This window comes from Algoriphagus oliviformis (genome assembly GCF_017254915.1).
Lineage (GTDB): Bacteria > Bacteroidota > Bacteroidia > Cytophagales > Cyclobacteriaceae > Algoriphagus > Algoriphagus oliviformis.
In genome coordinates, this window is the sequence record NZ_JAFKCT010000002.1 from 159,765 (window position 1) to 182,852 (window position 23,088).

General features: G+C 52.9%; 19 protein-coding genes, 2 tRNA genes and 1 other RNA gene. 11 read left to right on the plus strand and 11 right to left on the minus strand.

The features are described from left to right. Positions 1-113 precede the first annotated feature (113 nt). Positions 114-1,565 (minus strand): amidohydrolase, encoded by a 1,452-nt coding sequence (locus tag J0A68_RS06340; RefSeq protein WP_206577349.1) that lies wholly within the window; start codon positions 1,563-1,565, stop codon positions 114-116. A gap of 174 nt (positions 1,566-1,739) precedes the next feature. Between J0A68_RS06340 and J0A68_RS06345 the strand changes: the two genes are divergently transcribed. Then, complete coding sequence (locus J0A68_RS06345) at positions 1,740-2,450, plus strand: 6-phosphogluconolactonase (protein WP_206577350.1); 711 nt, start codon at positions 1,740-1,742, stop codon at positions 2,448-2,450. A 95-nt stretch (positions 2,451-2,545) separates the two neighbouring features. Here J0A68_RS06345 and J0A68_RS06350 read toward each other — a convergent pair whose 3' ends face one another. The 3 genes from J0A68_RS06350 to J0A68_RS06360 all read right to left on the minus strand — a co-directional run bounded on the left by J0A68_RS06350 (position 2,546) and on the right by J0A68_RS06360 (position 6,218). Then, positions 2,546-5,554 (minus strand): AsmA-like C-terminal region-containing protein, encoded by a 3,009-nt coding sequence (locus tag J0A68_RS06350; RefSeq protein WP_206577351.1) that lies wholly within the window; start codon positions 5,552-5,554, stop codon positions 2,546-2,548. A 489-nt stretch (positions 5,555-6,043) separates the two neighbouring features. Next, positions 6,044-6,117: transfer RNA gene (locus J0A68_RS06355), tRNA-Asp, on the minus strand. Between the two features lie 27 nt (positions 6,118-6,144). Then, positions 6,145-6,218 (minus strand) — tRNA-Asp (locus tag J0A68_RS06360). 207 nt (positions 6,219-6,425) lie between these two features. On the opposite strand from J0A68_RS06360, the gene J0A68_RS06365 reads away from it, so the two are divergent. From J0A68_RS06365 to J0A68_RS06380, 4 genes are all read left to right on the plus strand, one after another. Beyond that, a complete protein-coding gene (locus J0A68_RS06365; protein WP_206577352.1) occupies positions 6,426-7,373 on the plus strand; it encodes an acetyl-CoA carboxylase carboxyltransferase subunit alpha in 948 nt (315 codons plus the stop codon). A 78-nt stretch (positions 7,374-7,451) separates the two neighbouring features. Then, complete coding sequence (locus J0A68_RS06370; protein ID WP_206577353.1) at positions 7,452-8,291, plus strand: MBL fold metallo-hydrolase; 840 nt, start codon at positions 7,452-7,454, stop codon at positions 8,289-8,291. Next, positions 8,281-9,084: a patatin-like phospholipase family protein gene (locus J0A68_RS06375; RefSeq protein ID WP_206577354.1), complete on the plus strand. Its 804-nt coding sequence runs from the start codon at positions 8,281-8,283 to the stop codon at positions 9,082-9,084. Before J0A68_RS06370 ends, J0A68_RS06375 begins: the two co-directional genes overlap by 11 nt. Continuing rightward, on the plus strand, positions 9,081-9,641 hold the full coding sequence (locus J0A68_RS06380) for a 1-acyl-sn-glycerol-3-phosphate acyltransferase (RefSeq protein ID WP_206577355.1): 561 nt from the start codon (positions 9,081-9,083) through the stop codon (positions 9,639-9,641). Before J0A68_RS06375 ends, J0A68_RS06380 begins: the two co-directional genes overlap by 4 nt. 72 nt (positions 9,642-9,713) lie before the next feature. On the opposite strand, the gene J0A68_RS06385 is transcribed toward J0A68_RS06380, so the two are convergent. The 4 genes from J0A68_RS06385 to J0A68_RS06400 form a co-directional block, all read right to left on the minus strand. Next, entirely contained in the window at positions 9,714-9,935 is a 222-nt protein-coding gene (locus tag J0A68_RS06385) for a hypothetical protein (RefSeq protein ID WP_206577356.1), read from the minus strand. Between the two features lie 115 nt (positions 9,936-10,050). Beyond that, on the minus strand, positions 10,051-10,476 hold the full coding sequence (gene msrB / locus J0A68_RS06390) for a peptide-methionine (R)-S-oxide reductase MsrB (protein WP_206577357.1): 426 nt from the start codon (positions 10,474-10,476) through the stop codon (positions 10,051-10,053). A 57-nt stretch (positions 10,477-10,533) separates the two neighbouring features. Further along, the gene (locus J0A68_RS06395) at positions 10,534-11,715 is read right to left on the minus strand and encodes an aspartate aminotransferase family protein (RefSeq protein ID WP_206577358.1); all 1,182 of its coding nucleotides are present in this window, start codon (positions 11,713-11,715) and stop codon (positions 10,534-10,536) included. Between the two features lie 15 nt (positions 11,716-11,730). After that, complete coding sequence (locus tag J0A68_RS06400) at positions 11,731-12,627, minus strand: class I SAM-dependent methyltransferase (RefSeq protein ID WP_206577359.1); 897 nt, start codon at positions 12,625-12,627, stop codon at positions 11,731-11,733. Positions 12,628-12,873: 246 nt separating this feature from the next. Between J0A68_RS06400 and glsA the strand changes: the two genes are divergently transcribed. The 5 genes from glsA (at position 12,874) to ppk1 (ending at position 19,347) form a co-directional block, all read left to right on the plus strand. Continuing rightward, entirely contained in the window at positions 12,874-13,695 is an 822-nt protein-coding gene (gene glsA / locus J0A68_RS06405) for a lyso-glycine lipid O-acyltransferase GlsA (RefSeq protein ID WP_206577360.1), read from the plus strand. After that, positions 13,688-14,653: a glycine N(alpha)-acyltransferase GlsB gene (gene glsB, locus J0A68_RS06410; RefSeq protein ID WP_236021378.1), complete on the plus strand. Its 966-nt coding sequence runs from the start codon at positions 13,688-13,690 to the stop codon at positions 14,651-14,653. Before glsA ends, glsB begins: the two co-directional genes overlap by 8 nt. 1 nt (position 14,654) lies before the next feature. Further along, positions 14,655-15,020, plus strand: a complete 366-nt coding sequence (locus J0A68_RS06415; protein WP_206577361.1) for a CoA-binding protein — start codon at positions 14,655-14,657, stop codon at positions 15,018-15,020. A 161-nt stretch (positions 15,021-15,181) separates the two neighbouring features. After that, positions 15,182-17,137: a DNA topoisomerase (ATP-hydrolyzing) subunit B gene (gyrB, locus tag J0A68_RS06420; protein ID WP_206577362.1), complete on the plus strand. Its 1,956-nt coding sequence runs from the start codon at positions 15,182-15,184 to the stop codon at positions 17,135-17,137. 83 nt (positions 17,138-17,220) lie between these two features. Further along, positions 17,221-19,347 (plus strand): polyphosphate kinase 1, encoded by a 2,127-nt coding sequence (gene ppk1, locus J0A68_RS06425; protein ID WP_206577363.1) that lies wholly within the window; start codon positions 17,221-17,223, stop codon positions 19,345-19,347. 86 nt (positions 19,348-19,433) lie between these two features. Here the strand turns inward: ppk1 and J0A68_RS06430 are convergent, their stop codons facing one another. Further along, positions 19,434-20,081, minus strand: coding sequence for a hypothetical protein (locus J0A68_RS06430; RefSeq protein WP_236021379.1), 648 nt, complete (start codon positions 20,079-20,081; stop codon positions 19,434-19,436). Positions 20,082-20,177: 96 nt separating this feature from the next. On the opposite strand from J0A68_RS06430, the gene J0A68_RS06435 reads away from it, so the two are divergent. After that, positions 20,178-21,179 carry an acyl-CoA synthetase family protein gene (locus J0A68_RS06435; protein ID WP_206577365.1) on the plus strand — a complete coding sequence of 334 codons (1,002 nt, stop codon included), beginning with the start codon at positions 20,178-20,180 and terminating at the stop codon, positions 21,177-21,179. A gap of 185 nt (positions 21,180-21,364) precedes the next feature. Here the strand turns inward: J0A68_RS06435 and J0A68_RS06440 are convergent, their stop codons facing one another. Beyond that, the gene (locus tag J0A68_RS06440; protein ID WP_206577366.1) at positions 21,365-22,522 is read right to left on the minus strand and encodes a sigma-54-dependent transcriptional regulator; all 1,158 of its coding nucleotides are present in this window, start codon (positions 22,520-22,522) and stop codon (positions 21,365-21,367) included. A gap of 15 nt (positions 22,523-22,537) precedes the next feature. Beyond that, positions 22,538-22,947: RNase P RNA component class A (rnpB, locus tag J0A68_RS06445), an RNA gene on the minus strand. Between the last annotated feature and the right edge of the window lie 141 nt (positions 22,948-23,088).

Consider the following 23,088-nt stretch of genomic DNA (forward strand, 5'->3'; position numbering starts at 1 on the left):
CGGAGAGCCAAGCGTTGATCCCAGTAGAAATGAAGCAACATCCCGGTTTATCCCAGACCAACCGAAAAAAAAACAGCCCGGGTTTTGGATGTCCCGGGCTGTTTTTCAAATCATCAATATCCAGCTTTCAAAGGCGGAGGGCCATCGGGGACGATGCCCTTGTACACGTAGTCGCCCTTTTTCTCCTTGAACTCCGCTTGCACCTGACTGCGCAGGGCCTCGTCTTGGTACAGATCGACCATGGTCATGGCGAGGGCCTTGGCCGCATAGCCCATTCCTTTGTGGCCAATGGACATTCCGCCAGAAGCTACTACCGCCCAAGAGTGCCAAGGGGTACCGTTGGGAGCAGTGGTGGCGCTGAGGCGGATCGTAGGCACTACCCAGCTCACGTCGCCCACGTCGGTGCTGCCGCCCATGCTATGCTCTTCGGTTTCCTCCATGGGCGTGATTTCTGACACGACTCCGATTTGGGGCTTGCCGGTGGCTTCTTGGATTTTCTTGGCGAAGTCCTGCTCCTCGTCTGTATAGGAGATAGGGCCAAGGGTTTCCAGGTTCTTTTGCAAAGCGGCAGATCCGCTGCGGTTCACGAGGATCTCGTGGATGCCGGATACGAGGGTGACCTTGTAGTCGACATTGGCCAGGATGGCTGCGCCTTGGGCCATTTTTTCCACCTGCTTCCACACCGGCTCCAGTCCCTCGCGGCTGGTGTCCCGTACCCTTACCCAGAGTCTGGAGTAGTCAGGGACTACGTTGACCACCTGGCCGCCGTCCTGGATGTGGTAGTGGATACGCACGGTAGGCTTGATGTGCTCGCGGTAGTAGTTGATCCCGCTGGTGTAGAGCTCCAGGGCATCGGAGGCGGAGCGTCCGTTCCAAGGATCGGCGGAAGCGTGTGCAGCCTGCCCGTTGAATTCCACGATGAAGTCCACCAGAGCCAGTCCTTTCTGCACGGCGGTTTTGGTCTCGGCGGCGGGATGCCAATCCATCATCACGTCCACGTCATCCATGAGTCCGGCGCGGATCATCCAGAGCTTGCCAAAGTATTTTTCCTCCGCAGGAGTGCCGTAAAATCGAACTGTTCCTTTGAGCTTGCCCTCCGCGATCAGATCCTTGATCGCTGCCGCGGCGCCGAGAGAGGCTACGCCAAAGAGATTATGGCCGCAACCATGGCCTGGAGCATCCTCATGAAGCGGGGATTTGAAAGGAACCTTGTTTTGGGAAAGTCCAGGAAGGGCGTCAAACTCTCCCAAAATGCCAATAATGGGAGAGCCGGAACCATATTCCGCCACAAAGGCAGTTGGGATCTCGCCCACACCTCGGGTGACTTTGAAGCCGAGCTCTTCCGCATAGCCGGACAGCGCGGCGGCGGACTGGGATTCCTGAAAGGCGATTTCCTCAAAGGCCCAGATCTGGTCGCTGAGCTCCGTCATGTCTGCAAAGCGCGCGTCGATGGTCTGCTGGACGGATTGCTTGAGGGGATCGGGTTTGCTGGATTTCTTTTGTGCCAAAAGCGGCGAAGCGGTAAGGATGCCCGCAGCGGCTAGGGCCAGGTAGCGTTTTTTCATAGGGTAGAATCTTGTAAGGTTTGCTTCCAAAATATAGTCAATGCTTTGGCAAAGATCAGAATGATCGATTCCCAATGGCAAAAAGAAGGTAAGGCTGGATGGACGTCTGGCTGGAAGGGAAGTGACGGGCTTTGATTCTTGGATGCTTTTTTCTTTTTTGAAAAAAATACCGCCATGAACGTCCACTACCTTCCCAACTTCACCGAGATGAGCCGCAAGGGCTTTGAATTTGTCAAAGCAGCAATCGACCAGAAGCCCGACTTACTGTTTTGCGTGGCCAGTGGTGGCTCGCCCTCGGGACTCTACGCCAAAATGGCGAAGCATAGGCTGACTGAGCCGGATTTTTGCTCCCGCCTCCGAGTGGTGAAGCTGGACGAGTGGGGCGGACTGGAGCCGGGCTCCACCTTCACGTCCGAGCACGATGTGCAGGGCAAGTTTATCGAGCCCTTGGGAATCTCCGCTGATCGATACAGGACGATCGATCCCTTCACCGACGATCCTGCCGGAGACTGCGCCAGCATGGCGGCTTTTCTGGGAAAATCCGGCCCCGTGGACCTCTGCATCCTCGGCATTGGGGTGAATGGACACATCGCGCTCAACGAGCCCTCGGATCGCTTGGTCCCAGATTTCCACGTCTGTGAATTGGCCGAGTCGACGCTGAACAACGGCATGATCAAATCCCTGAAGCAGCCTCCGACCTTTGGGATGACCATGGGCGTGGGGGAGATCCTTCGCTCCCGGAAAATCCTGTTGTTTATCTCCGGCTCGGGAAAAAAAGCCGCTTTCCAGCGGCTTTTGAATCAGGAAGTCTCTACCCAATTTCCGGCCTCCCTGCTCTGGCTTCACGCCAACGTGGAGGTGATCGTAGACCAGAGTGCGGTCTAAAGTTACTTTCGCTGCAAGCAATGGTGAAAAGATAAGGCCACAGATGCACAGATAAAAATCCCTGCTTCTGTGGCCTTTGCGATACAGCGGTTTCTCTACGGGTTGTTTTGCGTCGTTGTGGTATCCGGCTTCGCCGGTGCTGGCTTTGGCAAAAAGCCCTTCAACAGCTTTTTCGCTTCTTCCACGGCTTTGTCTTTGGTAGCATCGGTTTGCTTGCCCAGTTCTTTTTTCACGCTATCCTGCAAGGCCGTCGCTTTTACTTGGAGCTGTTGCTTGATGCTGTCCTGCGCGGCGTTAAACTGCCGGGTGGCTTCGGCTTGGAGTTTTTCCGACTCCCCGCTGACTCTTGACTTGAGTGCGTTGGCCAGAAGGGTTTCCATGCTGTTGCCGCCAGCAAGGGCGATTTTTGGCGCATTGTAGCTGCCGGTCAGGTTCAGGGCAAGCGGGATGGTCGTACTTTCACTGGCCCCCGTCCCAGAGATGCTTGCGAGTAGGGCATTAGCTTGCGCACCGAATTTTCCCGCCGGAATATCCATGTTGATTAGGTAGTTGATCGAGCCGTCAAATCCCGCCGACCCCTGCACCTTGGCCTGGTAGTCCCAGAGCTTGACATCAAAAGGACGGACGTCCATCACGCCGTTGTTGATCGTGATCGGGATGGCGATGTTTTTCAGTTGCAGGCTGTTGCCGTCTTTGAGATTGGTCAGGCTGGTGATTCCGGAGAGGATTTTACTGTCTTTCAGCGCCGCCTCGGCGACTTTGAGCAAGCCCGTACCGTCCAGGCTGGCGAGCAAAGGCATCATGTCCTGTCCCAGATTTCCGGAGAAAGCCAGGTTGGAATTGAACTTGCCCGTCAGGTGCTGGGCGATGGGCGCAAACACTTTCACCGTATTGAAGGATCGGAAGGCCTCGGCGATGCTCAGGTCCGCCAAGCTGAGGCTAAAGTCAAATTTCGGTGCGGCAAGGTCTCTGGGATCGTAGCTCCCGCTGAGACCGATGGTGCCGCCCAGCGTGGCCATCGAAGCATCGGAAAAGCGCAGCACACCGTCCTTGAGGCGCATGTCGCCCTTGACTGTTTTGAGGTTGAGGTTGTCGTACAACACCTCGTTGGCGGCTACGGTCATGTTGAAGTCGATGTCTTTGGGGAGCTCGATGACTGTCAGCGGAGCGCTCGTGGTGTCCGCACTGGCGTCTTCGGTCATCCATTCGTTTACGTCAAATCGGCTGCTGTTCAAGGCCAGTTGCCCAGTCAGCACGTCGCCTTCACCGAGCAGGTATCCCATGTAGTTGGAGAGGTATCCGGTAGCCTGTACCGGACTTTGGCCCAGCTTGGAGTCAAACTCGGTCAGGTTGATCCGCTCGGGGGTAAATTCCGCCTTCGCTTTGGCGATCTGTACTCCCTGAGGCACATCTACGGAGGTATAGCTGAAGTTGGAGACATCCATGGTGCCGCGGGTTTCCAGCTGCTGGTATTTTCCGGCCTCGACGGCAGCATACGAGCCCTTGGTGGCGACATCCAGCTTGATTTTTCCCGCCATGCTCATGTCTTCCATGGGGAAAATGGCCAGGATTTTTTCCAAATCCACACCTCCGACGACCTGTCCTTCCCAGAAAAGCTTGTCCAGATCCCGGAGCTTCATATTCCCCTGGATAGCCTCTCCCTCCAGCACAAAGCCGAAGCGGGAAAGGTCCACCAAGAAGTCGTCCATCTTTCCACTGGGATTTTGGACCAGCGCGCTCACGTTGAGATTTTCGATGGGGGCGGGGTAGTCGGCACTTTTGGCGTAGCCATCGGCCAGCTGGAGCTTGGCGTCGATGGCCGGGATGATGCCTGCGACAGAGTCATAGCGGCCCTTGGCGGTGGCGTTGACGTCCAGATTGCCCTTCAGCGTCATCCCTTCAATAGGGAAGATCGAGTTGAGTTCTTCCAGGTTTAGCTTGCCATTGAGCACTCCGTCCATGGTGTAGCTCACCAGATCGCTGAGGTGAAGCCTGCCTGAGATGGGATTGCTGCCAAAGTCGAGCCGGAAAGTGGGAATGTCCACGGCCGTTTGCTCGACGATGCCCGTTTCGTTTTTGACGTGGAGGCCAAGGTTTACATTTTTTACCGGACGGGGCAGGTCTGGGTACTTAAACATGCCATCCGCGATTTTCAGCGATACGTCAAATGTCGGTATCGTTTCCTCGTTGTAGATTCCCTTGATTTTCCCCTGGAAATCCATGGTACCGGAAGTCTCCAGGCTGGAAAAGCTTTCGGTGTAAATGCCTGGTACGAGCGAGAGGATGCTTTTGAATTCATTATCCTTGCCGACCAGGTTGAGATCCATATCGATGTCATCTCCGGGCATGGCCAGGTATCCGGAAAGTCCGAAAAGGAAGTCGTTTAGCCTAAAGTCGCCCTCGGCTAGGGAGAACTTCATCTGCTTCAAGTCCACTCCCAGCTCCACATCGCCCTCAAATTCCTTTTCCGAAAGGTAGCTGACCCCGCCATAGCTGATGTCTGCGATCATGGCTTCGAGCTTGATCGGGAGCTCGTACACATTCGTGGTGAACTCGCCCTCGCCGAGGGCATTGATGCCACCCAGCGCCATGAAATAGTCGAGCTGGCGGTCGTCGTATACAAGGTTTAGGTTGCTCACCTCGATCTGGTCTATGCCGATCCGCATGGTGCTCGCCGCGGTATCAGCCTCGGACTGGCCGGAGTCACGCATGATGTCATAGTTGGCGGTGCCATCCTTGAGCACTTGGACATAGAGGCTACCTCCGTCCAGATGCACTCCAGTGAGGGTAGGATAGTCGTCAAATAGAACCGATTTGAGATTGAAATCTACGGCGAGCTCACGGATGGAAAGCAGCGTGTCGTTTTGAAAAGGTGCATTTCCCACGATGCCGAAGTCTTCGATGGTGGCGGAGATATTTGGGAAGCGGCGGAAAATACTCAAGCTCACCTTGTCCAGGTCTACGATGACCTGGGCATCCACAGATTGGGCAATTTCTTGGTCAATCCGCGCTGCGATTTTGTCCTTGAAGACAAAAGGGACGGCAATCGCTGCGGCGATCAAAAACAAAAATCCTCCAAGAATGATCAATAAGGTCTTTTTCATAAACGGGTTTGGTTTGCCAGAAGGGCTTTTTTTCCTAACAAGCGTTTGGGGCCTCCAGTTTCCTCTGACGGGAATCGGGCCATAGACGGATAGCTTGTTTGCAAGATTTAAGCCGAAGATAAAGGCTCTGTTTGCATTTAGCTGCGGAAATTGGGAAAGCCTTTTTTAGCTAAAAGTAAGAGGTGAGTGATAAGTAGTGAGTGGTAAGTGGTGGGTAGTGAGTGGTAAGTAGTAAGTAGAGCGAGTACCTAGGTGCTGGGCCGAATAAACTACCAAGCGAATAGTCGCAAAAAAGTTTGACTGCGAACAAAAACAGAAAAGCCTTGAATTTCATCAAGGCATTAAGCGGAATGGACAGCCTGTCCCGAAGGATTTCGGGAGGACTCGAACCCGCGACCTTCCCGACGGATCGGGACAGGGTTCTAACCAGCTGACCTGTTGATGGATTGGGACAAAAACAAAAAAGTCCCGAAAATTCGGGACTTTAAGCGGAATGGACGGGACTCGAACCCGCGACCTCCTGCGTGACAGGCAGGCATTCTAACCAGCTGAACTACCACTCCTAATGGTTTAGCTTTTTAATCAAGATGCGGAATGGACGGGACTCGAACCCGCGACCTCCTGCGTGACAGGCAGGCATTCTAACCAGCTGAACTACCACTCCGTTTGTTTCCTTCTCGTTTGAAGTGGTGCAAAGGTACCATTTTGAACTTTCCCCGCAATACCCGTTTTCAATAAATTTGAAGCTTTGTTCTATCTGTTTCTATTTCAGTGGAATAATTTTTCGTTCTTGGCGGGCTGTTTCTGTCCTTCGGCGGGGTTTGTCACTAGCGTTTAATCCTTATCTTTGTTCCTTCCAAAAATCACCGAAATGGTATTAGAATTCGAAAAACCCATTGCTGATTTAGAGCAAAAACTCCAAGAGATGAAAGACCTGGCCAAGGGCCGGAATATCGATCTGAGTAGCGATATTGAGTCTTTGGAAGAAAAAATTCTTGCGTTGAAAAAAGAGACTTTTGAGAATCTGACCCGCTGGCAGCGGGTGCAGCTTTCCCGACACGCAGATCGTCCCTATGCATTGGATTACATCTACGAGATCACCAACGACTTCATCGAGATCTTTGGCGACCGCAACGTCGCGGATGACAAGGCCATGGTCGGCGGACTGGGGGATGTGGACGGCCGCACGGTCATGTTCATCGGCCAGCAAAAAGGCCGGAATACCAAGCAGCGCCAAATGCGCAACTTTGGGATGGCCAATCCGGAAGGCTACCGCAAGGCGCTCCGCCTGATGAAAATGGCGGAGAAATTTGGCAAGCCTATCGTCACCCTCATCGACACTCCCGGGGCATTTCCGGGTTTGGAGGCCGAAGAGAGAGGCCAGGGCGAGGCTATCGCCAGAAACCTCAAGGAGATGTTTATGCTGAAGGTACCCGTGATCTGCATCGTCATCGGCGAGGGCGCATCCGGAGGGGCTTTGGGCATAGCGATCGGTGACCGAGTGCTGATGCTCGAAAACTCCTGGTATTCCGTCATTTCCCCGGAAAACTGCTCCACTATCCTCTGGAGATCTTGGGACTACAAAGAGCAGGCGGCCGAGTCACTCAAGCTCACCGCCAAGGATATGAAAGGCAACGGACTCGTGGACGACATCATCCCAGAGCCACTCGGGGGTGCGCACAAGGACATCAAGTGGATGGCCAACCAGGTCAAGCAGGCCATCTTGAGCTCGCTCAAGGAACTCGACAAGATCAAACCTGAAAAACGCATCGAGCAGCGAATCGACAAGTTCTGCTCCATGGGCGTGGTGGTCGAATAGAACCCTTTCAAATGAAGCAACAAACGAAGCAATCTCTGTTTAGGTAGAGGTTGCTTCCGTCTTTTTAACTAAACCCAAATGGAATTATACACGGTAAATACGGGCTTTTTCAAGTTGGACGGCGGAGCGATGTTTGGTGTGGTACCCAAGGTGATCTGGTCCCGCAGCAATCCCGCCGATGACAAGAACCTTTGCAGTTGGGCCATGCGCAGTCTTTTGGCCGTGGATGGCAATAGGATAGTGCTCATCGACAATGGGATAGGAGACAAACAGGATGCAAAATTCCTCTCCTACTATTACCTCCATGGGGATGATTCCCTGCAGAAAAACCTCCATCGACTCGGAGTCAATTTTCACCAGGTAACGGACAACTTCCTGACTCACCTGCACTTTGACCACTGCGGGGGCGGAATACGCTACGGCTCGCATGGGCAGTTCGAGGCTACTTTTCCGCGAGCGACTTATTGGTCAAATCAAGACCATTGGCACTGGGCGACGGTTCCTAATCCACGAGAAAAGGCTTCCTTCCTGACAGACAACATCTTGCCAATGCAGGATCTCGGTCAGTTGCAGTTTTTGGATTTGGGTCAAAAAAGCCTGTTCCCGGGTTTTGACTTTATCACCGTGGATGGCCATACCGACAAGCAGATGCTGCCCAAGATCCAGTACAAAGGCAAAACGGTGGTTTTTGTCGCGGATCTTCTTCCTTCCGTGGGCCATATTCCGCTGCCCTATGTGATGGGCTACGACACCCGGCCTTTGCTCACGATGAGCGAGAAGGAGGCCTTTCTGGAAGAAGCGGCGAGGGAAGGATACATTCTTTTCCTGGAGCACGATCCAGTCCACGAATGCTGCACCGTCAAGATGACCGATCGCGGGGTACGCTTGGACCAAACCTTTAGATTGGATGAAATCTAAGCTGAAGATCGGCATTGCGCTGTCCGGTGGCGGTGTCCGGGGAGTGTCCCACTTAGGCGTGTTGAAAGCGCTAAATGAAGTGGGCATCTTTCCCACGAAGGTCTCTGGAACTTCCGCCGGAGCCATCGCCGGAGCGATGTACTGCAATGGCTATCAGCCGGAGGAAGTGGTGAAGATCATCGTGGAGACCAACTATTTCCGTTTTATGCGACCGGCGGTTTCGCTCAAGGGCATCTTCAGAATGCAGAGCGTGGGGGATCTTTTTCGCCTCTACCTTCCTCATGATGACTTTGCGAAGCTGAAAATCCCGCTCTCCGTCGCCACCACGAACATCAAAAAAGGCAAGATCGTGTACTTCGACGAGGGGGAGCTGATCAAGCCGCTGATGGCGTCGAGTTGTATCCCAGGGATGTTTGAGCCGATCATGATCGGGAAAAAATACCTGGTGGACGGGGGCGTACTCAACAATATGCCCGTGGAGCCCCTCGACGGGATCTGTGACTACGTCATCGGCGTCAATTGCAACCAGCTGCCTTCCGAAAGCAACATCCGAAACATGAAAAACCTGATCGAGCGCTCGGTGATCATGTCCATGAACTACAATGTGTATAGCCGCAAGTCGAAATGCGACTATTTCCTGGAGCCTCCTGGATTGGGGAAATACGGCGTTTTCGACATCAAAAAGGCACCCGAGCTTTTCCAGGCCGGATATGACTACACCCTGAAACTAATCGAGCAAAACCCCGCTATCTTGGAACTTGCCAAGCGCAACAAAAAACAATTACCTATATGATGAAGCTCCTTTCCAGATTCGTGTTTTGGATATCCGGCTGGACCCTCAATGACCAATGGCCGAAGGGCCTGAAAAAGGCGGTGCTGATCGCCATTCCCCATACTTCCAATTGGGACATCCTCTATGCCCGGGCGGCGTTTTTCCTGATGGACATTCCGGTACGCTTTACGATCAAGAAGGAAGTGATGGTAGGCCCCTTGGGTTGGCTGCTGAGCGGACTGGGAGCAATCTCCATCGACCGAAAGCGTATTCCGGGTGGACGCAAGCAGACCTATACCGAGGCGATGGTCAACATGCTGAAGGAGCGTGAAGAACTGGTGATCATGGTCACACCTGAGGGGACTAGAAGTGCGGTGAAAAAATGGAAATCAGGTTTTTATCATATCGCCTTGGAAGCGAATGTTCCGATCATTGTTGGCTACCTCGACTATAAAAAGAAGGAGGCTGGCATCGGGCCTTGTATCTATCCCGATGGCAATATGGACGCACAGATCGAGGAGCTGAAGGTCTTCGGACGAACCGTGACAGGCAGACATCCGGAGAAGGGAATCGTTTGAGATTGGGGGTACGAAATTGGAAAGACGAGGGGCTGGTTTTTGGAATTGTTCAGAAACCAGCCCCGGTTTTATTCATTCCTTTAGCAAATCTTTGATTCCATACAATTCCTCCTCCTCTTTCAAAAAATCAAAAGACTTCCCTTTTTCGACCAAAACCTGAATTCCCTTCGTAAGGGTATGGTCTTCCATCTTTTTGAAGACGAGATCCGCAAAATCGCTAACCTCCAGGATCTTGTCCAAGGGAAGCTTCTGCAATACCCTGAGGGTTTTCTCTATCGCTTCATTTTTGTCCATGATCGTTGGGTTTACCGGTATGAATTAAGTGAAAATACGACAATCTGCTAATTCTAAGGCGTGTCTAGCGTCTCCAGTCTCAAATCTTGCGTCTTGTGTCTTACGTCTCCAATCTTCAGTCTTCCGTCCCCCCTTTGAAATCCATGCTCAATGAATTGATGCAATAGCGGATGCCGCCTTGGTCTTTGGGCCCGTCGGGGAAGCGGTGGCCGAGGTGTCCGCCGCATTTGCCGCAGAGGATTTCCTCCCGAACCATAAAATGGCTGTAGTCCATCTTCACGTCTATGGCCTCGGGATTGACCGGCTCGGTAAAGCTCGGCCAGCCACAGCCGCTGTCGTACTTTTTGGAGGAGTGAAAGATGGGGTTGCCACAGGCTTTGCAGTCGTAGATCCCCGTTTCCTTATTGAGGTAGTATTGTCCTGAGAATGGCCGCTCGGTCCCTTTTTCCCTTAGTACATGAAAAGACTGGGCATCGAGCTGCTCTTTCCATTCGGCTTCGGATTTGCTGATTTCGTAGTTTTTTGGCTCTTGCTTCTTCATGCTTGATAAACCGTTTTGCCGGATTGAAAGTTTGTTTGGCGGAAAAAGGGGGAATGCCTAGGCCTCGTCTATTGCCCGGAGGATAGCCTGGCAAGCGTCGTGGATCTGCTCCTCGGTGATGATGAGGGGCGGGGCGATGCGCATGGAGTCGTCACAAAACAGAAACCAGTCCGTGATCACCCCCAATTCAATCGCGCGATCGATGATCGGCTTGAGCACCTCAAAAGAGCCAAATTCCACCGCCATCATCAGCCCTTTGTTGCGTATTCCCTTGATTTTGGGGTGAACGAGGAGACTTTTGAAAAGCGCTGCTTTCGCTTCCACCTGGCTGATGAGTTGCTCTTCCTGCAGGATTTGAACTGTAGCCAAAGACGCAGCGGCACTCACCGGATGCCCACCAAACGTGGTGATGTGTCCGAGTAGGGGATTGTTTTTAAAAACCCCCATGACTTCCTTGTTGGCTATAAATGCGCCAATGGGCATTCCCCCGCCCATGCCTTTGGCACAAAGCAGGATATCCGGCACAATGTCAAAGTGCTCAAAGGCCCAAAACTTGCCTGTGCGCCCAAATCCCGCCTGGATCTCGTCCAAAATCAGCAAGGTGCCCGTCTCGTCACAGCGGCGGCGTAGGGCCTGAAAGTATTCCCGATCCGCTACCCGAATGCCCGCCTCGCCCTGGATGGTCTCCAGAATCACCGCTGCGGTTTGGCGGTTGATTTTTTCCAAGTCAGCCAGGTGGCCGTAGTGGATGTGGCTGATACCGGGCAGTAGAGGACGATAGGCTCGCTTGAACAGTTCGTTTCCTCCCGCGCTCAATGAACCGTGGCTGCTGCCATGATAGGCATTGACGCAGGAGATCATCTCTCGGCGTCCGGTAAAGCGCTTGGCCAGTTTGAGCGCACCCTCCACCGCTTCGGAGCCGCTGTTGACCAGATAGACGTTGTCGAGGGAGTCTGGAAGCGTATCGCACAGCGCCTTGGCCAGTTGGGTTTGCGGCGTCTGCACATATTCCCCATACACCATCAGATGTAGGTATTTGTCCAGTTGGGATTGGATAGCGGCGAGGACCTTTGGATGTCGATGGCCGACGTTGCTCACGCCTATCCCGGAGATGAGGTCGATGTATTTTTCCCCGTTGGGGCCAAAAAGGTGGATTCCCTCCGCCTTTTCCACTTCGATCAACAGGGGAAAATCGGTCGTCTGGGCAAGGTGGGAGAGGAAAAGCTGGCGGTTGTTCATGGATTTAAATCAGGGTCAAAAGCTGGAAAAGCGGAAGAAAATGCCCAAGGGGAGCTTTTTGCCCTGCTTTTCCTCCAGGTAGAGCTCTCCATGCTCGGCGTTTTTCACCTCTCCAAAATTGGATCGGATGAGGTTGGCGGCGATCAGGGAAGAGAAGCTCAGCGAGTACATGTTGAGCAGGAGGAAGTGGTTTTTGGGATCCAGGATCTCGGCGCAGGTTTTGAGCATCTCATTGATCTGCTCTTCGAGGATCCATTTTTCTCCATCCGGCCCGCGTCCATAGGCAGGCGGATCGAGGATGATGCCTTGGTACACATTTCCACGACGTGCTTCCCGCTTGATAAACTTCATCGCGTCGTCCACGATCCAGCGTATGCTGTCCAGATTGGAGGATTCCATGTTGTGCTTGGACCAAGTGACTACCTGCTTCACCGAGTCGAGGTGAGTGACTTCGGCTCCAGCTGCCCGGCAAGCGACGGAGGCGGCACCAGTGTAGGCAAAGAGGTTGAGCACCTTTGGTTTTTGGCCGGGAAAAGCCTTGATTTTACGGTATAGATAGTCCCAGTTGACTGCCTGCTCGGGGAAAAGCCCGATGTGCTTGAAGGAAGTCTGGGCGAGATTGAGCGTCAGCTTGAGCCCGTCGGCATTGTGATAACCAACCGACCAATTGTGCGGCATGGCCTTGAGCTGCTGCCACTGGCCTTTTTCAGGGTTGTTTTTTTCCTTGTTGAAATGCGCGTGGGCGAGGCTCCTCCATTCGGACTCGGGAAGGCTCTTGTCCCAGATCGCCTGCGGCTCTGGACGGCTGAGGATAAACTTGCCGAAGCGCTCTAGTTTTTCAAACCCGCCGGTGTCGATCAGTTCGTAGTCGCTCCAGGGCCCGGGGCAGAGGGAGAGGATGGTTTCTTTCATGGGGGGCAAAAATAACGATAATCGATGAGCCAGTGGCAACAGCTGCGCCCAAAGGCGCCGGAAGTGGGGGGAATACTTTCGCTGGTGCGAGCCAAAAATCTAGGGGATTGGTTTTCAGGAAACTAGTTTCCATATCCTACCCAGACGGTAGGCAAAGGCTTATTTTTTGTACTTTTGAAGCAGTCCGTTGTGAAAATTTCAATTTTTCCTTCGATTTTAAATTGTGGTTCACAATTTTTTGGCCCCATGTCAAAGAAATTTATCGATATCGAAAAAGCCATCCGTTCCAAGAATCCCAAACTCCTCAAGTGGATGCCGGGATTTTTGCTGGGGTACGTCAAGCGGGTGACCCATGAGGAGTGGCTCAATTCGATCGTGAACAAACATCCCAACAAAAAAGGATTGGACTTTGCCGATGCGTTGATTTCTGAGTTTGGGATGGACGTGAGGCTGATCGGAGGGGAAAACATCCCCAAAACCGGGGGCGTGATCCTGGCTTCCAACCACCCTCTAGGCGGGATGGATGGGATCGCATTCATGCACGCCATCGGGAAGGTGAGGCCGGACGTGCGCTTTCTGGTCAATGACCTGCTGATGAGTTTTGACAACTTTGAGCCGATCTTTGTGCCGGTGAACAAGCACGGAGCCAATTCCAAACTCGCCAACCAGCGGATCGAGGAGGCCTATGCCAATGGGCATGCGGTGCTGATCTTTCCCGCAGGGCTGGTGTCGAGAAAGCAGGAAGGCGAGATCAGGGACTTGCAGTGGAAGAAGAGCTTTATCTCCAAGGCAAAAAAATACAAGCTGGATATCCTCCCATGCCATATCGGGGGGAGGAATTCTGAGTTTTTTTACAATCTTGCCAATTGGCGGAAAAAAATCGGCATCAAGGCCAACATCGAGATGTTTTGGCTGGTCGATGAAATGTACAAGCAAAGAGGGAAAAAAGTCGAAATCCGGATTGGGAAACCTCTGTCGCCCGACTTTTTCACCCCGGAAAAAACAGAGATGCAATGGGCCGAATATATGAAGGGCTTGGTATATAAACTGGGAGAAGGACATGTATAGTGAAATGCCGTTAATAGCGGCTGTAGATCGCAGCCTGCTGAAGAAGGAGCTGACACCTGAGCGTTTTCTCCGGTACACCAACAACGGTGACAACCTGGTGTATCTGGTCAACTACCACAATGCACCCAATGTGGTGCAGGAAATCGGCCGATTGAGGGAGTTGACGTTTCGGGCGGCCGGAGGAGGTACAGGCATGGAAGTCGATCTGGATGAAAACGACACCTGCGAAAAATGCTACGACCAGCTCATCACCTGGAATCCCGAGGACGAGGAGATCGTCGCCGGCTATCGGGTGATCATGTGCAAAAACGCCATCAACCCCGACGGATCGCTTCACCTCTCTACCACCCATTTGTTTGACTTTTCGGAGAAGTTTGTCGAGGAGTACATCCCCAATACCTTGGAATTGGGCAGGTCCTTTGTCCAGCCCAAGTATCAGCCCAGCCTGGACAACCGCAAGGGCCTCTTCAGTCTGGACAACCTCTGGGACGGGTTGGGGGCGGTCGTACTGCTGAACCCCGATGTCAAATACCTCTTTGGCAAGGTGACCATGTACCCGCACTACAATCGGGAGGGAAGGGATCTGCTGCTTTACTTCATGAATCATTACTTTCCTGATCACGAGGATCTTGTGAAGCCTAAGGAGGAAATCAGGTTGAGCTACGAGACAGACATTCTGTCCCGTCCCAATCCTTTTGAAAACCTGGACTACAAGGAAGGCTACAAGTACCTAAACGGGCGGATCAGAGCCCTGGGCGAAAACATCCCTCCGCTGATCAATACCTACATGAACCTGTCACCCACGATGCGGACCTTTGGCACCGCACTCAACGACGAGTTTGGCGACGTGGAAGAGACTGGGATCATGATCACCCTCGCAGATATCTACGAGAGCAAAAAGCATCGCCACATGGACACTTTCTACCGCGATAGGACGTTTGGAGAAAGAAAACACTGAGATGAAAAAGACCCTCGTGGTGGGCGCGACCACTGACCCTTCCCGATACGCTTACCTGGCAGCCAAGATGCTTTCCGAAAGGAGAGTGGACTTTGTCCCCATCGGGATCAAGAGGGGCGAGGTATTTGGCGAGGAGATCGTCGACCTTCGCACGAAGCCCGCGCTGCAGGATATTCACACCATCACGCTCTACATCGGACCGGCGCACCAAGAGGAATGGATAGACTATCTGGTCAGTCTCAATCCGCAGCGAATCATCTTCAATCCCGGCACCGAAAATCCGGAATTCTTCGCCAAGGCTGCCGAGGCTGGAATCGAAGCCCTTCCGGCCTGCACGCTGGTCATGCTGAGCACCGGACAATTTTAGTCCAAAGACTTCACGGTCAGCGCTTTTTTCCAAGGCTTTCCGGCCGAATTGAGTTTGGCAAAAGGCTGGGAAAAATGACTTTTTCTGCCTAACTTGCGGAATCTTAAAATGAACGCAAAATCACCATTCTGAGCCCGTTTTGAGGGCTTTTTCCAAAAAATATGAGTGAAGAAAAAGATAAGAAGCCCGCGGATTATTCAGCGGGTAATATCCAGATATTAGAAGGTCTGGAAGCAGTCAGAAAGCGTCCCGCGATGTACATTGGCGACATCGGCATCAAAGGCCTGCACCACCTGATCTGGGAAGTGGTCGACAACTCCATCGATGAAGCCCTCGCCGGACACTGCGACACCATCCACGTCACCGTACATGAAAACAACTCCATCACGGTAGAGGACAACGGCCGCGGTATTCCTACCGACATGCACCCCAAGGAGAAAAAATCCGCATTGGAGGTCGTGTTGACCGTACTTCACGCCGGGGGTAAGTTTGACAAGGATACCTACAAAGTCTCCGGTGGTCTGCACGGTGTGGGGGTTTCCTGTGTGAACGCGCTCTCTACAGACCTGAAGGCGACCGTTCATCGGAATGGCGTCATCACCGAGCAGGAGTTCAAGATCGGTGTACCGCAATACCCGGCCCGCGAGGTAGGAAAGACCGACAAGCGCGGCACCATCATCCATTTCCAGCCGGATGCCAGCATCTTCATCGTCACCGAATACAAGTACGAAACGATCGCCAACCGCCTTCGCGAGATGGCCTTCCTCAACGCGGGTATCCGCATTACCCTCACCGACCTCCGCGAGATCGAGGATGGCGAGCCAAAAAGAGACGAATTCTTCTCTGAGGGTGGTCTGGTGGAATTTGTCCAGTACCTGGATGAGACCCGCGAGAAAATCATCGAGCAGCCGATCTACATCGAGTCTGAGCAAAACGGCGTGCCCGTGCAGGTGGCGATGAGCTACAACAGCTCCTACGCCGAAAACGTGGTTTCCTACGTCAACACCATCAACACCTACGAGGGCGGTACGCACGTGACCGGATTTAGGAGGGCCTTGACGAGAACGCTAAAGACCTATGCGGACAAATCCGGCATGCTGGACAAGCTGAAGCTGGAAGTGTCGGGTGACGACTTCCGCGAGGGCTTGACCGCGGTCATCTCCGTGAAAGTGGCCGAGCCGCAGTTTGAGGGCCAAACCAAAACCAAACTGGGTAACTCCGACGTGGTGGGAGCCGTGGACAGTGCAGTTTCGGACACGCTTCAGAGCTGGCTGGAAGAGCATCCAAAAGAGGCGAAAACCATCGTGGGAAAGGTGATCCTGGCCGCTCAGGCCAGACATGCGGCCCGCAAGGCCCGCGAGATGGTGCAGCGAAAAAGCGTCTTGGGAGGCGGTGGCCTTCCTGGTAAGCTGGCCGACTGCGCCAATTCCGATCCTACCGTTTGCGAGCTTTACCTGGTCGAAGGGGACTCCGCGGGTGGCTCTGCCAAGCAGGGACGGGACCGTGATTTTCAGGCGATTTTGCCCCTGAAAGGCAAGATCCTCAACGTGGAGAAAGCCCACGAGCACAAGATCTACGACAACGACGAGATCAAGAATATCCTCACAGCCCTTGGGGTGAAGTTTGGTACGCTAAACGACGACAAGGAGCTGGACCTCTCAGGACTCAGATACCACAAGATCATCATCATGACGGATGCCGACATCGACGGATCACACATTCGTACCCTGATTTTGACCCTATTCTTCAGATACATGAGGCCGCTGATCGAGCATGGCTATGTCTACATCGCCTTGCCGCCTCTCTATCTCCTGAAGCGGGGCAAAGACGAACGCTACTGCTGGACAGAAGAGGAGAGAAAAACTCTGATCGCCGAGATGGCCAAAGACGGAAAAGAGGACAGCGTGGGAATCCAGCGATACAAAGGTCTCGGAGAGATGAACCCGGAGCAGCTCTGGACGACCACGATGGATCCAAACGTAAGGTCTATCAAGCAGGTCAACATCGAATCTGCGGCTGAAGCCGACCACCTTTTCAGCATGCTGATGGGGGATGAGGTAGCTCCCCGCAGGGATTTTATCGAGAAGAATGCGAAGTACGCAAAGATCGACACCTGATAGAGAAGGGGCTTTTCAGGCCCCTTTTTTTGAGTAATTTTGATTTTCCCATTTTATCTGAAAGCGTTTTATTTTGAGTTTGTATGAATAAGTTGACTGTTGGGGATAAATACGAGTCCGTCATCCAAAAGAGTGACCTGGTCAGCCGGGACCTGAGTTGGGTGAAGTTCAATGTACGGGTGCTGGACCAGGCGAAGAAAGAGCATCGCTCCATTTTTGAGAAGCTGAAGTTTCTGGCCATCACGGCCTCCAACCTGGACGAGTTTTTCATGATCCGTGTGGGCTCTTTGTACAACTACCTGGACTATGAAAAAGAGCGGGTGGACTACTCTGGCTTGAGGGAGGAACCTTTCAAGGCCAAACTGATGAAGGATTGCCAGCAGTTTCACCACGACCAGCACGAGCACTTTGCCCAAGTGATTCTTCCCAAACTCCAGGAAGAGGGAATTACGGTTTGCAACGTTTCAAAGCTCACTGCGGAGGAGCAAGAGAAGGTACGTCAGTACTTCCACAAAGCCATCTACCCCATGCTCACGCCGATGGTTTACGATGGCTATCGCACTTTTCCCATCTTGATGAACAAGCTTCTGGTGTTTGGGGTGGTCACCACCAGCCCGGGAGAGCGCAAGGACATGCGCAAGATGAGCTTTGTGCAGATTCCGGCCAACATCCCGCGATTCTTTGAGCTGGACCGCGAGCATCAGCCGGTGCTGGTACCTATCGAAGAGGTGATCCGCGAGAATATCGTTTCCCTTTTCCGAAATGTGGAGATAGAATCGATCAGCTTGTTTAGGATCATCAGAAACGGTGATTTTACCCTGGAGGAAAGCGAAGACATGGATGCCAACTTCCTCGAGGAAGTGAAGCGTAAACTGATGGAGCGCAAGACCGGCCGCGTGGTGCGGATAGAGATAGAGGAAGGCTACTCCAAGTGGATGCTCAATTCCCTGCTGGAGCGATGGAACCTCCGACCCGACTCCGTGTACTTGGTCAAGCGGTCGAGTATGATCGATTTTACGGGGCTTTGGCAGATCGTGGGCAACAAACGCTTTCGCGAGAGATTACCCCAAAATCCCGAGCCGGTCAAGCCGGTCTCGTATCCTGAGGAGGGAACAGCGGATATCTTTGAAATCCTGAAGGAAAAAGACATCCTGCTCCATCATCCGTACAACAACATCGATTCTATTCTGGATCTGATCGAAAAGGCAGCCGACGATCCGGACGTCATGGCGATCAAGATGACCATCTACCGGCTGGCCAAAGAAAGCCGCATCACCAAAACGCTGCTCCGCGCCGCCGAAAACGGCAAACACGTTTCCGTGCTTTTCGAAGTGAAAGCACGATTTGACGAGGAAAACAACATCCGCGAGGCCAAGCGACTGCAAAAGGCGGGCTGTTTTGTCATCTACGGGATCTCCAATGTGAAGACCCACACCAAGCTACTCCTGATCGTCAAAAAGGACGCTTCGGAGATCACACGCTACGTGCATCTCGGCTCGGGCAACTACAACGAGGACACTGCGAGGCTCTATACGGACATCGGTTTGCTCACGACCAACGAGACCCTAGCCAACGACGTTTCGGAATTCTTCAACGTCATCACGGGACACTCCGTGCCGAGTACGTACCGAAACCTGATCACCGCTCCGCGGGATATGAGAAACCAGCTGATCGAGTACATCGAGCAGGAGGCCGAAAATGCAAGAAATGGCTTGCCGGCGGGGATTTTCATCAAAGTCAATTCCCTCGAAGACTCTGAGACGATCTATGCCCTCTATCGTGCGTCCCAGTCTGGCGTGACGATCAAGCTGATCGTACGGGGTATCTGCTGCCTCCGTCCTGGAAGACCGGGCCTGAGCGAAAACATCGAGGTGCTTTCCATCGTCGGAGATTTCCTGGAGCACAGCCGCATCTACCACTTTCACAACAACGGGGAAACCCGCACTTATTCCGGCAGTGCGGACATGATGGTGAGAAGCTTTGACAAGAGGCTGGAGTCGCTCTTTAAGGTTGAGTCCCCGCTTTTGGAAAGGCAGCTGATGAACATACTGGCCTACAACCTGCGCGACAACGTCAATTCCTACGTGATGCAAGAGGATGGTACCTACGTGGCCAAGCATCCTGTGGGAGACGAGCCGGAATTCAACGTCCACCGGGAGTTTTTCAACGTGAACGAGGAGGAAGTGATGAACGTGAAATTGGTGGAGTAGCCGAGGGAAGAGATAGAGTGGCCGAAAAATAGCCTTGACCAACCAACCAGTAGAAACTAGAAAAAGCCCTCGGAAGAGGGCTTTTTCTAGTTTCTGGTAATCTGTCTCAAGGTGACTTCAGGACTGGATACCTGGTTGCTTCGGTTGAGTGCCCGGTCTTGTATCTCCACGTCTATACGCAGCGTGTCGGTCCGGAAGATAGATTCCCAGCCCGACGAAAGCATGCGGTATTTGATGTTGCCTTCTACGGATTGACCTTCTTCGGAGGTCAGAATTCTTGGGAATCGACCGTTGAACGTGGTGTAAAACGGGGGATCTTGCCACCTGAATTCGGTAAACCTGCCGTTTCTTTTGATGTAAAACCGGACGAATATGTTGTATTGGTTCTCGTTTTGTTCGACCCAGATGGTGTCCTTCACAGTCGTATTGTTGATGATAGGATCTACCACCCAATCGATGGGATTGTAGGAGGGAGCCTCAGGAGGCCTTTTGGAGTAGGTGATGAGGTTGCCAGCTGCATCCCGCTTGTAAAACAGCGGATTAAACGGAGGGTTGACGTCGGTGGAGGAGAGACCCAAATCGCCCTCGGCATCTTTGAAATCCACACTGACGATCAGCGAATCCTGCGCTGGCGTCTGTACGTATTCGATGGACGAAAACTGGATTTCAGGGACGCTGGGGAAATTTTCGGGGGGGCTAATGCAGGAAGTCCAGCCTAGGGCTATCACCAACATAAATCCTGAATAGTTTTTGAATCGCATCGGCTGAAGGTAAATTTACTCCCGAAAATAAGGTTAGTTTTTCTCAGTAAAAACGCAAAATATAAAACGATGCGAGATTTTAAAAGTTTTTCCGAAAGGCTGTCAACTATGGATCGAGACAGCTTTGAGGATCTTGCATTGGACCTGTTTCGTTTTCAGTCTACTGAAAATGAGGTGTATAAAGCGTATCTGAAGGCGAGAAAAATAGATGCAGGACAGGTCAGGTCCCTAGAGGCGATCCCCTTTTTGCCGATCCGCTTCTTCAAGGATTTTTCGGTCGTGTGCGGAGACGAAACCGATTTTTCATCCTTTTACTCCAGCAGCGGGACTACCGGGGCGATCACTTCCAAGCATTTCATCTGGTCAGAATCCTGGTATCTGAGGCACGCGCAGCGGATTTTTGAGGGGCAGTTTGGCTCGCTGAGGGACTTCCATGTCCTGGCTTTGCTGCCGGCTTACCTGGAGCGGCCGGGGAGTAGCTTGGTGGCGATGGCAAAGCACTTCATCGAGCAGTCTGAGTCTGGGTCTGAGCATTCGGGCTTTTACCTTTATAATCAAGACGAGTTGCTCCGCAAAATGGACTTGCTGCGAGGTGGAGACAGAAAAGTACTTTTGCTGGGCGTGACCTTTGCGCTTTTGGATCTGGCAGAGTCGGGAAGGGATTTTTTCCCTATGGAAAATCTCCTTGTGATGGAGACCGGCGGCATGAAGGGGCGGAGGAAAGAGATGATCCGGGAAGAAGTCCACGATATCCTCAGGGGCTTTTTTGGGCTGAAGGCCATCCATTCGGAATATGGGATGACTGAGCTGATGTCCCAGGCTTATTCAAAAGGGGAGGGGAAATATACACTTCCCACTTCCATGCGCGTGATGCTCAGGGATGTGAACGATCCCCTGAGCTGGTCGTCCAGATCCCAGGGAGGTATCAATGTCATCGACCTGGGCAACTTTCATTCCTGTGCCTTTATCGAGACCCAGGATCTGGGTAGATTCGACGAAAATGGCTTTTTGGAGGTGCTGGGCCGCTTTGACAACTCGGAGATCCGCGGTTGCAATTTAATGGTGCAGTAATTGCTACCTTAAGATTAATTGGACATATTTGAAAAGCATAAAAACGGAAGTATGAAAAAGTTAGCAACGATTGCACTATTGGTGGGAATTTTAGCCTTGGGAGCCTGTGCCTCCAGCAAACCCTGCCCGGCCTACGCCAAAGCGCCAACTGCGCAGAAATCCAATAGCTAAAAAATATGCTGACCTCAATAGTCAGCATATTTTTTTATGTCCTCCAGGCTGATGACCGGCTCACCCAAGATCACCAGTCTTTCCACCACATTTCGGAGTTCGCGGATGTTGCCCGTCCATGGGAACTGCTGTAGCATCTGCAGCGCCTCCTTGGCGATTCCTCTTTTCGCATCCCCGTTTTCCTGGGAGATGTCATCCAAAAACTTGTCTACCAGCAGCGGAATATCCTCTTTTCGGTCTTTCAGCGCGGGCACCTGCACCAGGATCACGCTAAGGCGGTGATAGAGGTCTTCCCTGAATCTGCCCGCCTCGATCTCTTTTTTCAGGTCCTTGTTGGTAGCCGCGAGCACCCGCACGTCCACTTTGATGTCTTTGTCGCTGCCCACCCGGTTGATCAGGTTTTCCTGCAGGGCGCGGAGTACCTTGGACTGGGCGGAGAGGGACATGTCGCCGATTTCGTCCAGAAACAGAGTCCCGCCTTGCGCTTGCTCAAACTTCCCGTTTCGCTGCTTATGAGCTGAAGTAAAAGCGCCTTTTTCATGTCCAAATAGCTCCGACTCGATCAGCTCGGAGGGGATTGCCGCGCAGTTCACTGCCACAAATGGCTCGGACTGGCGGTTGCTTTTTTGGTGGATCCAGTGGGCGACGAGCTCTTTGCCCGTTCCGTTTGGGCCGGTGATGAGCACGCGGGCATCGGTGGGGGCTACCTTTTCTATGGTGTCCTTCACGCGTGCGATGGCCGGGGACTCGCCCACCATGTCAAACTTTTTGGAAAGCTTCTTCTTCAGCACCTTGGTCTCGGTCACGAGCTGTTTTTTGTCCAGGGCGTTGCGGACGGTGAGCAGGAGCCGGTTGAGGTCCGGCGGCTTGGGGATGAAGTCAAAGGCACCCTTTTTGGTCGCTTCCACCGCCGTCTCGATGCTGCCATGGGCGGAGATCATGATGAACTGCGGGGAGCGGTTGAGGCTTTTGGCTTGCTCCAGTACCTCGATGCCGTCCATTTTGGGCATTTTGACATCGCAGAGCACCAGGTCAAATTCCTCTTCCTGGATCTTGGCCAGGCCTTCTTCCCCGTCTTGGGCCTCGGTGACCTCGAATTTTTCGTACTCTAGGATTTCCCTGAGGGAGGCGCGGATGAAGCGCTCGTCATCGATAATGAGAATTTTTGGCATAGTGTAAAGTAAAGAAAAAAGTGCAAGTCTGTAAGCCGGGTTCTGTATCCCCGTGGATTGCTCCGGCGGGGCTCTTGCCATTTATCTAGCCCCTACCTCGCGATAGGGATCCATCGATCTACCCACCCCGGAATCCTCCCGACGAATCGGGAGAAATCGAACGAGCAGCTCTTTGCCCGGGGTCTATTTGATCTTTCAACCCATAAGGTTTGCCTAGCCCCAGCTGTCACCAGCTGGACGGTGGGCTCTTACCCCACCTTTTCACCCTTATCCCGATAGCTATCGGGACGGTTTGTTTCTGTGGCCCTGTCTGTCACCCTACCGTCACCAGTAGAATGCCTTCCCGTTAGGAAGTATGGTGCTCTGTGTTGCCCGGACTTTCCTCCCTCCAGACGGATCTGGACGGCGGCAAGACGACTTGCACGGTGCAAAATACGGTAATTTTTGGCGATTGGTTGAGGCCTGCCGGAGAAAGAGTGTGGCCGGTCATCGCCCTTAGTTGCGGCAAAGTGGGCCAAACGGAAGCCGTGACAGGGCAATTTGGTCTTATTCAGGAGATTGCCTAT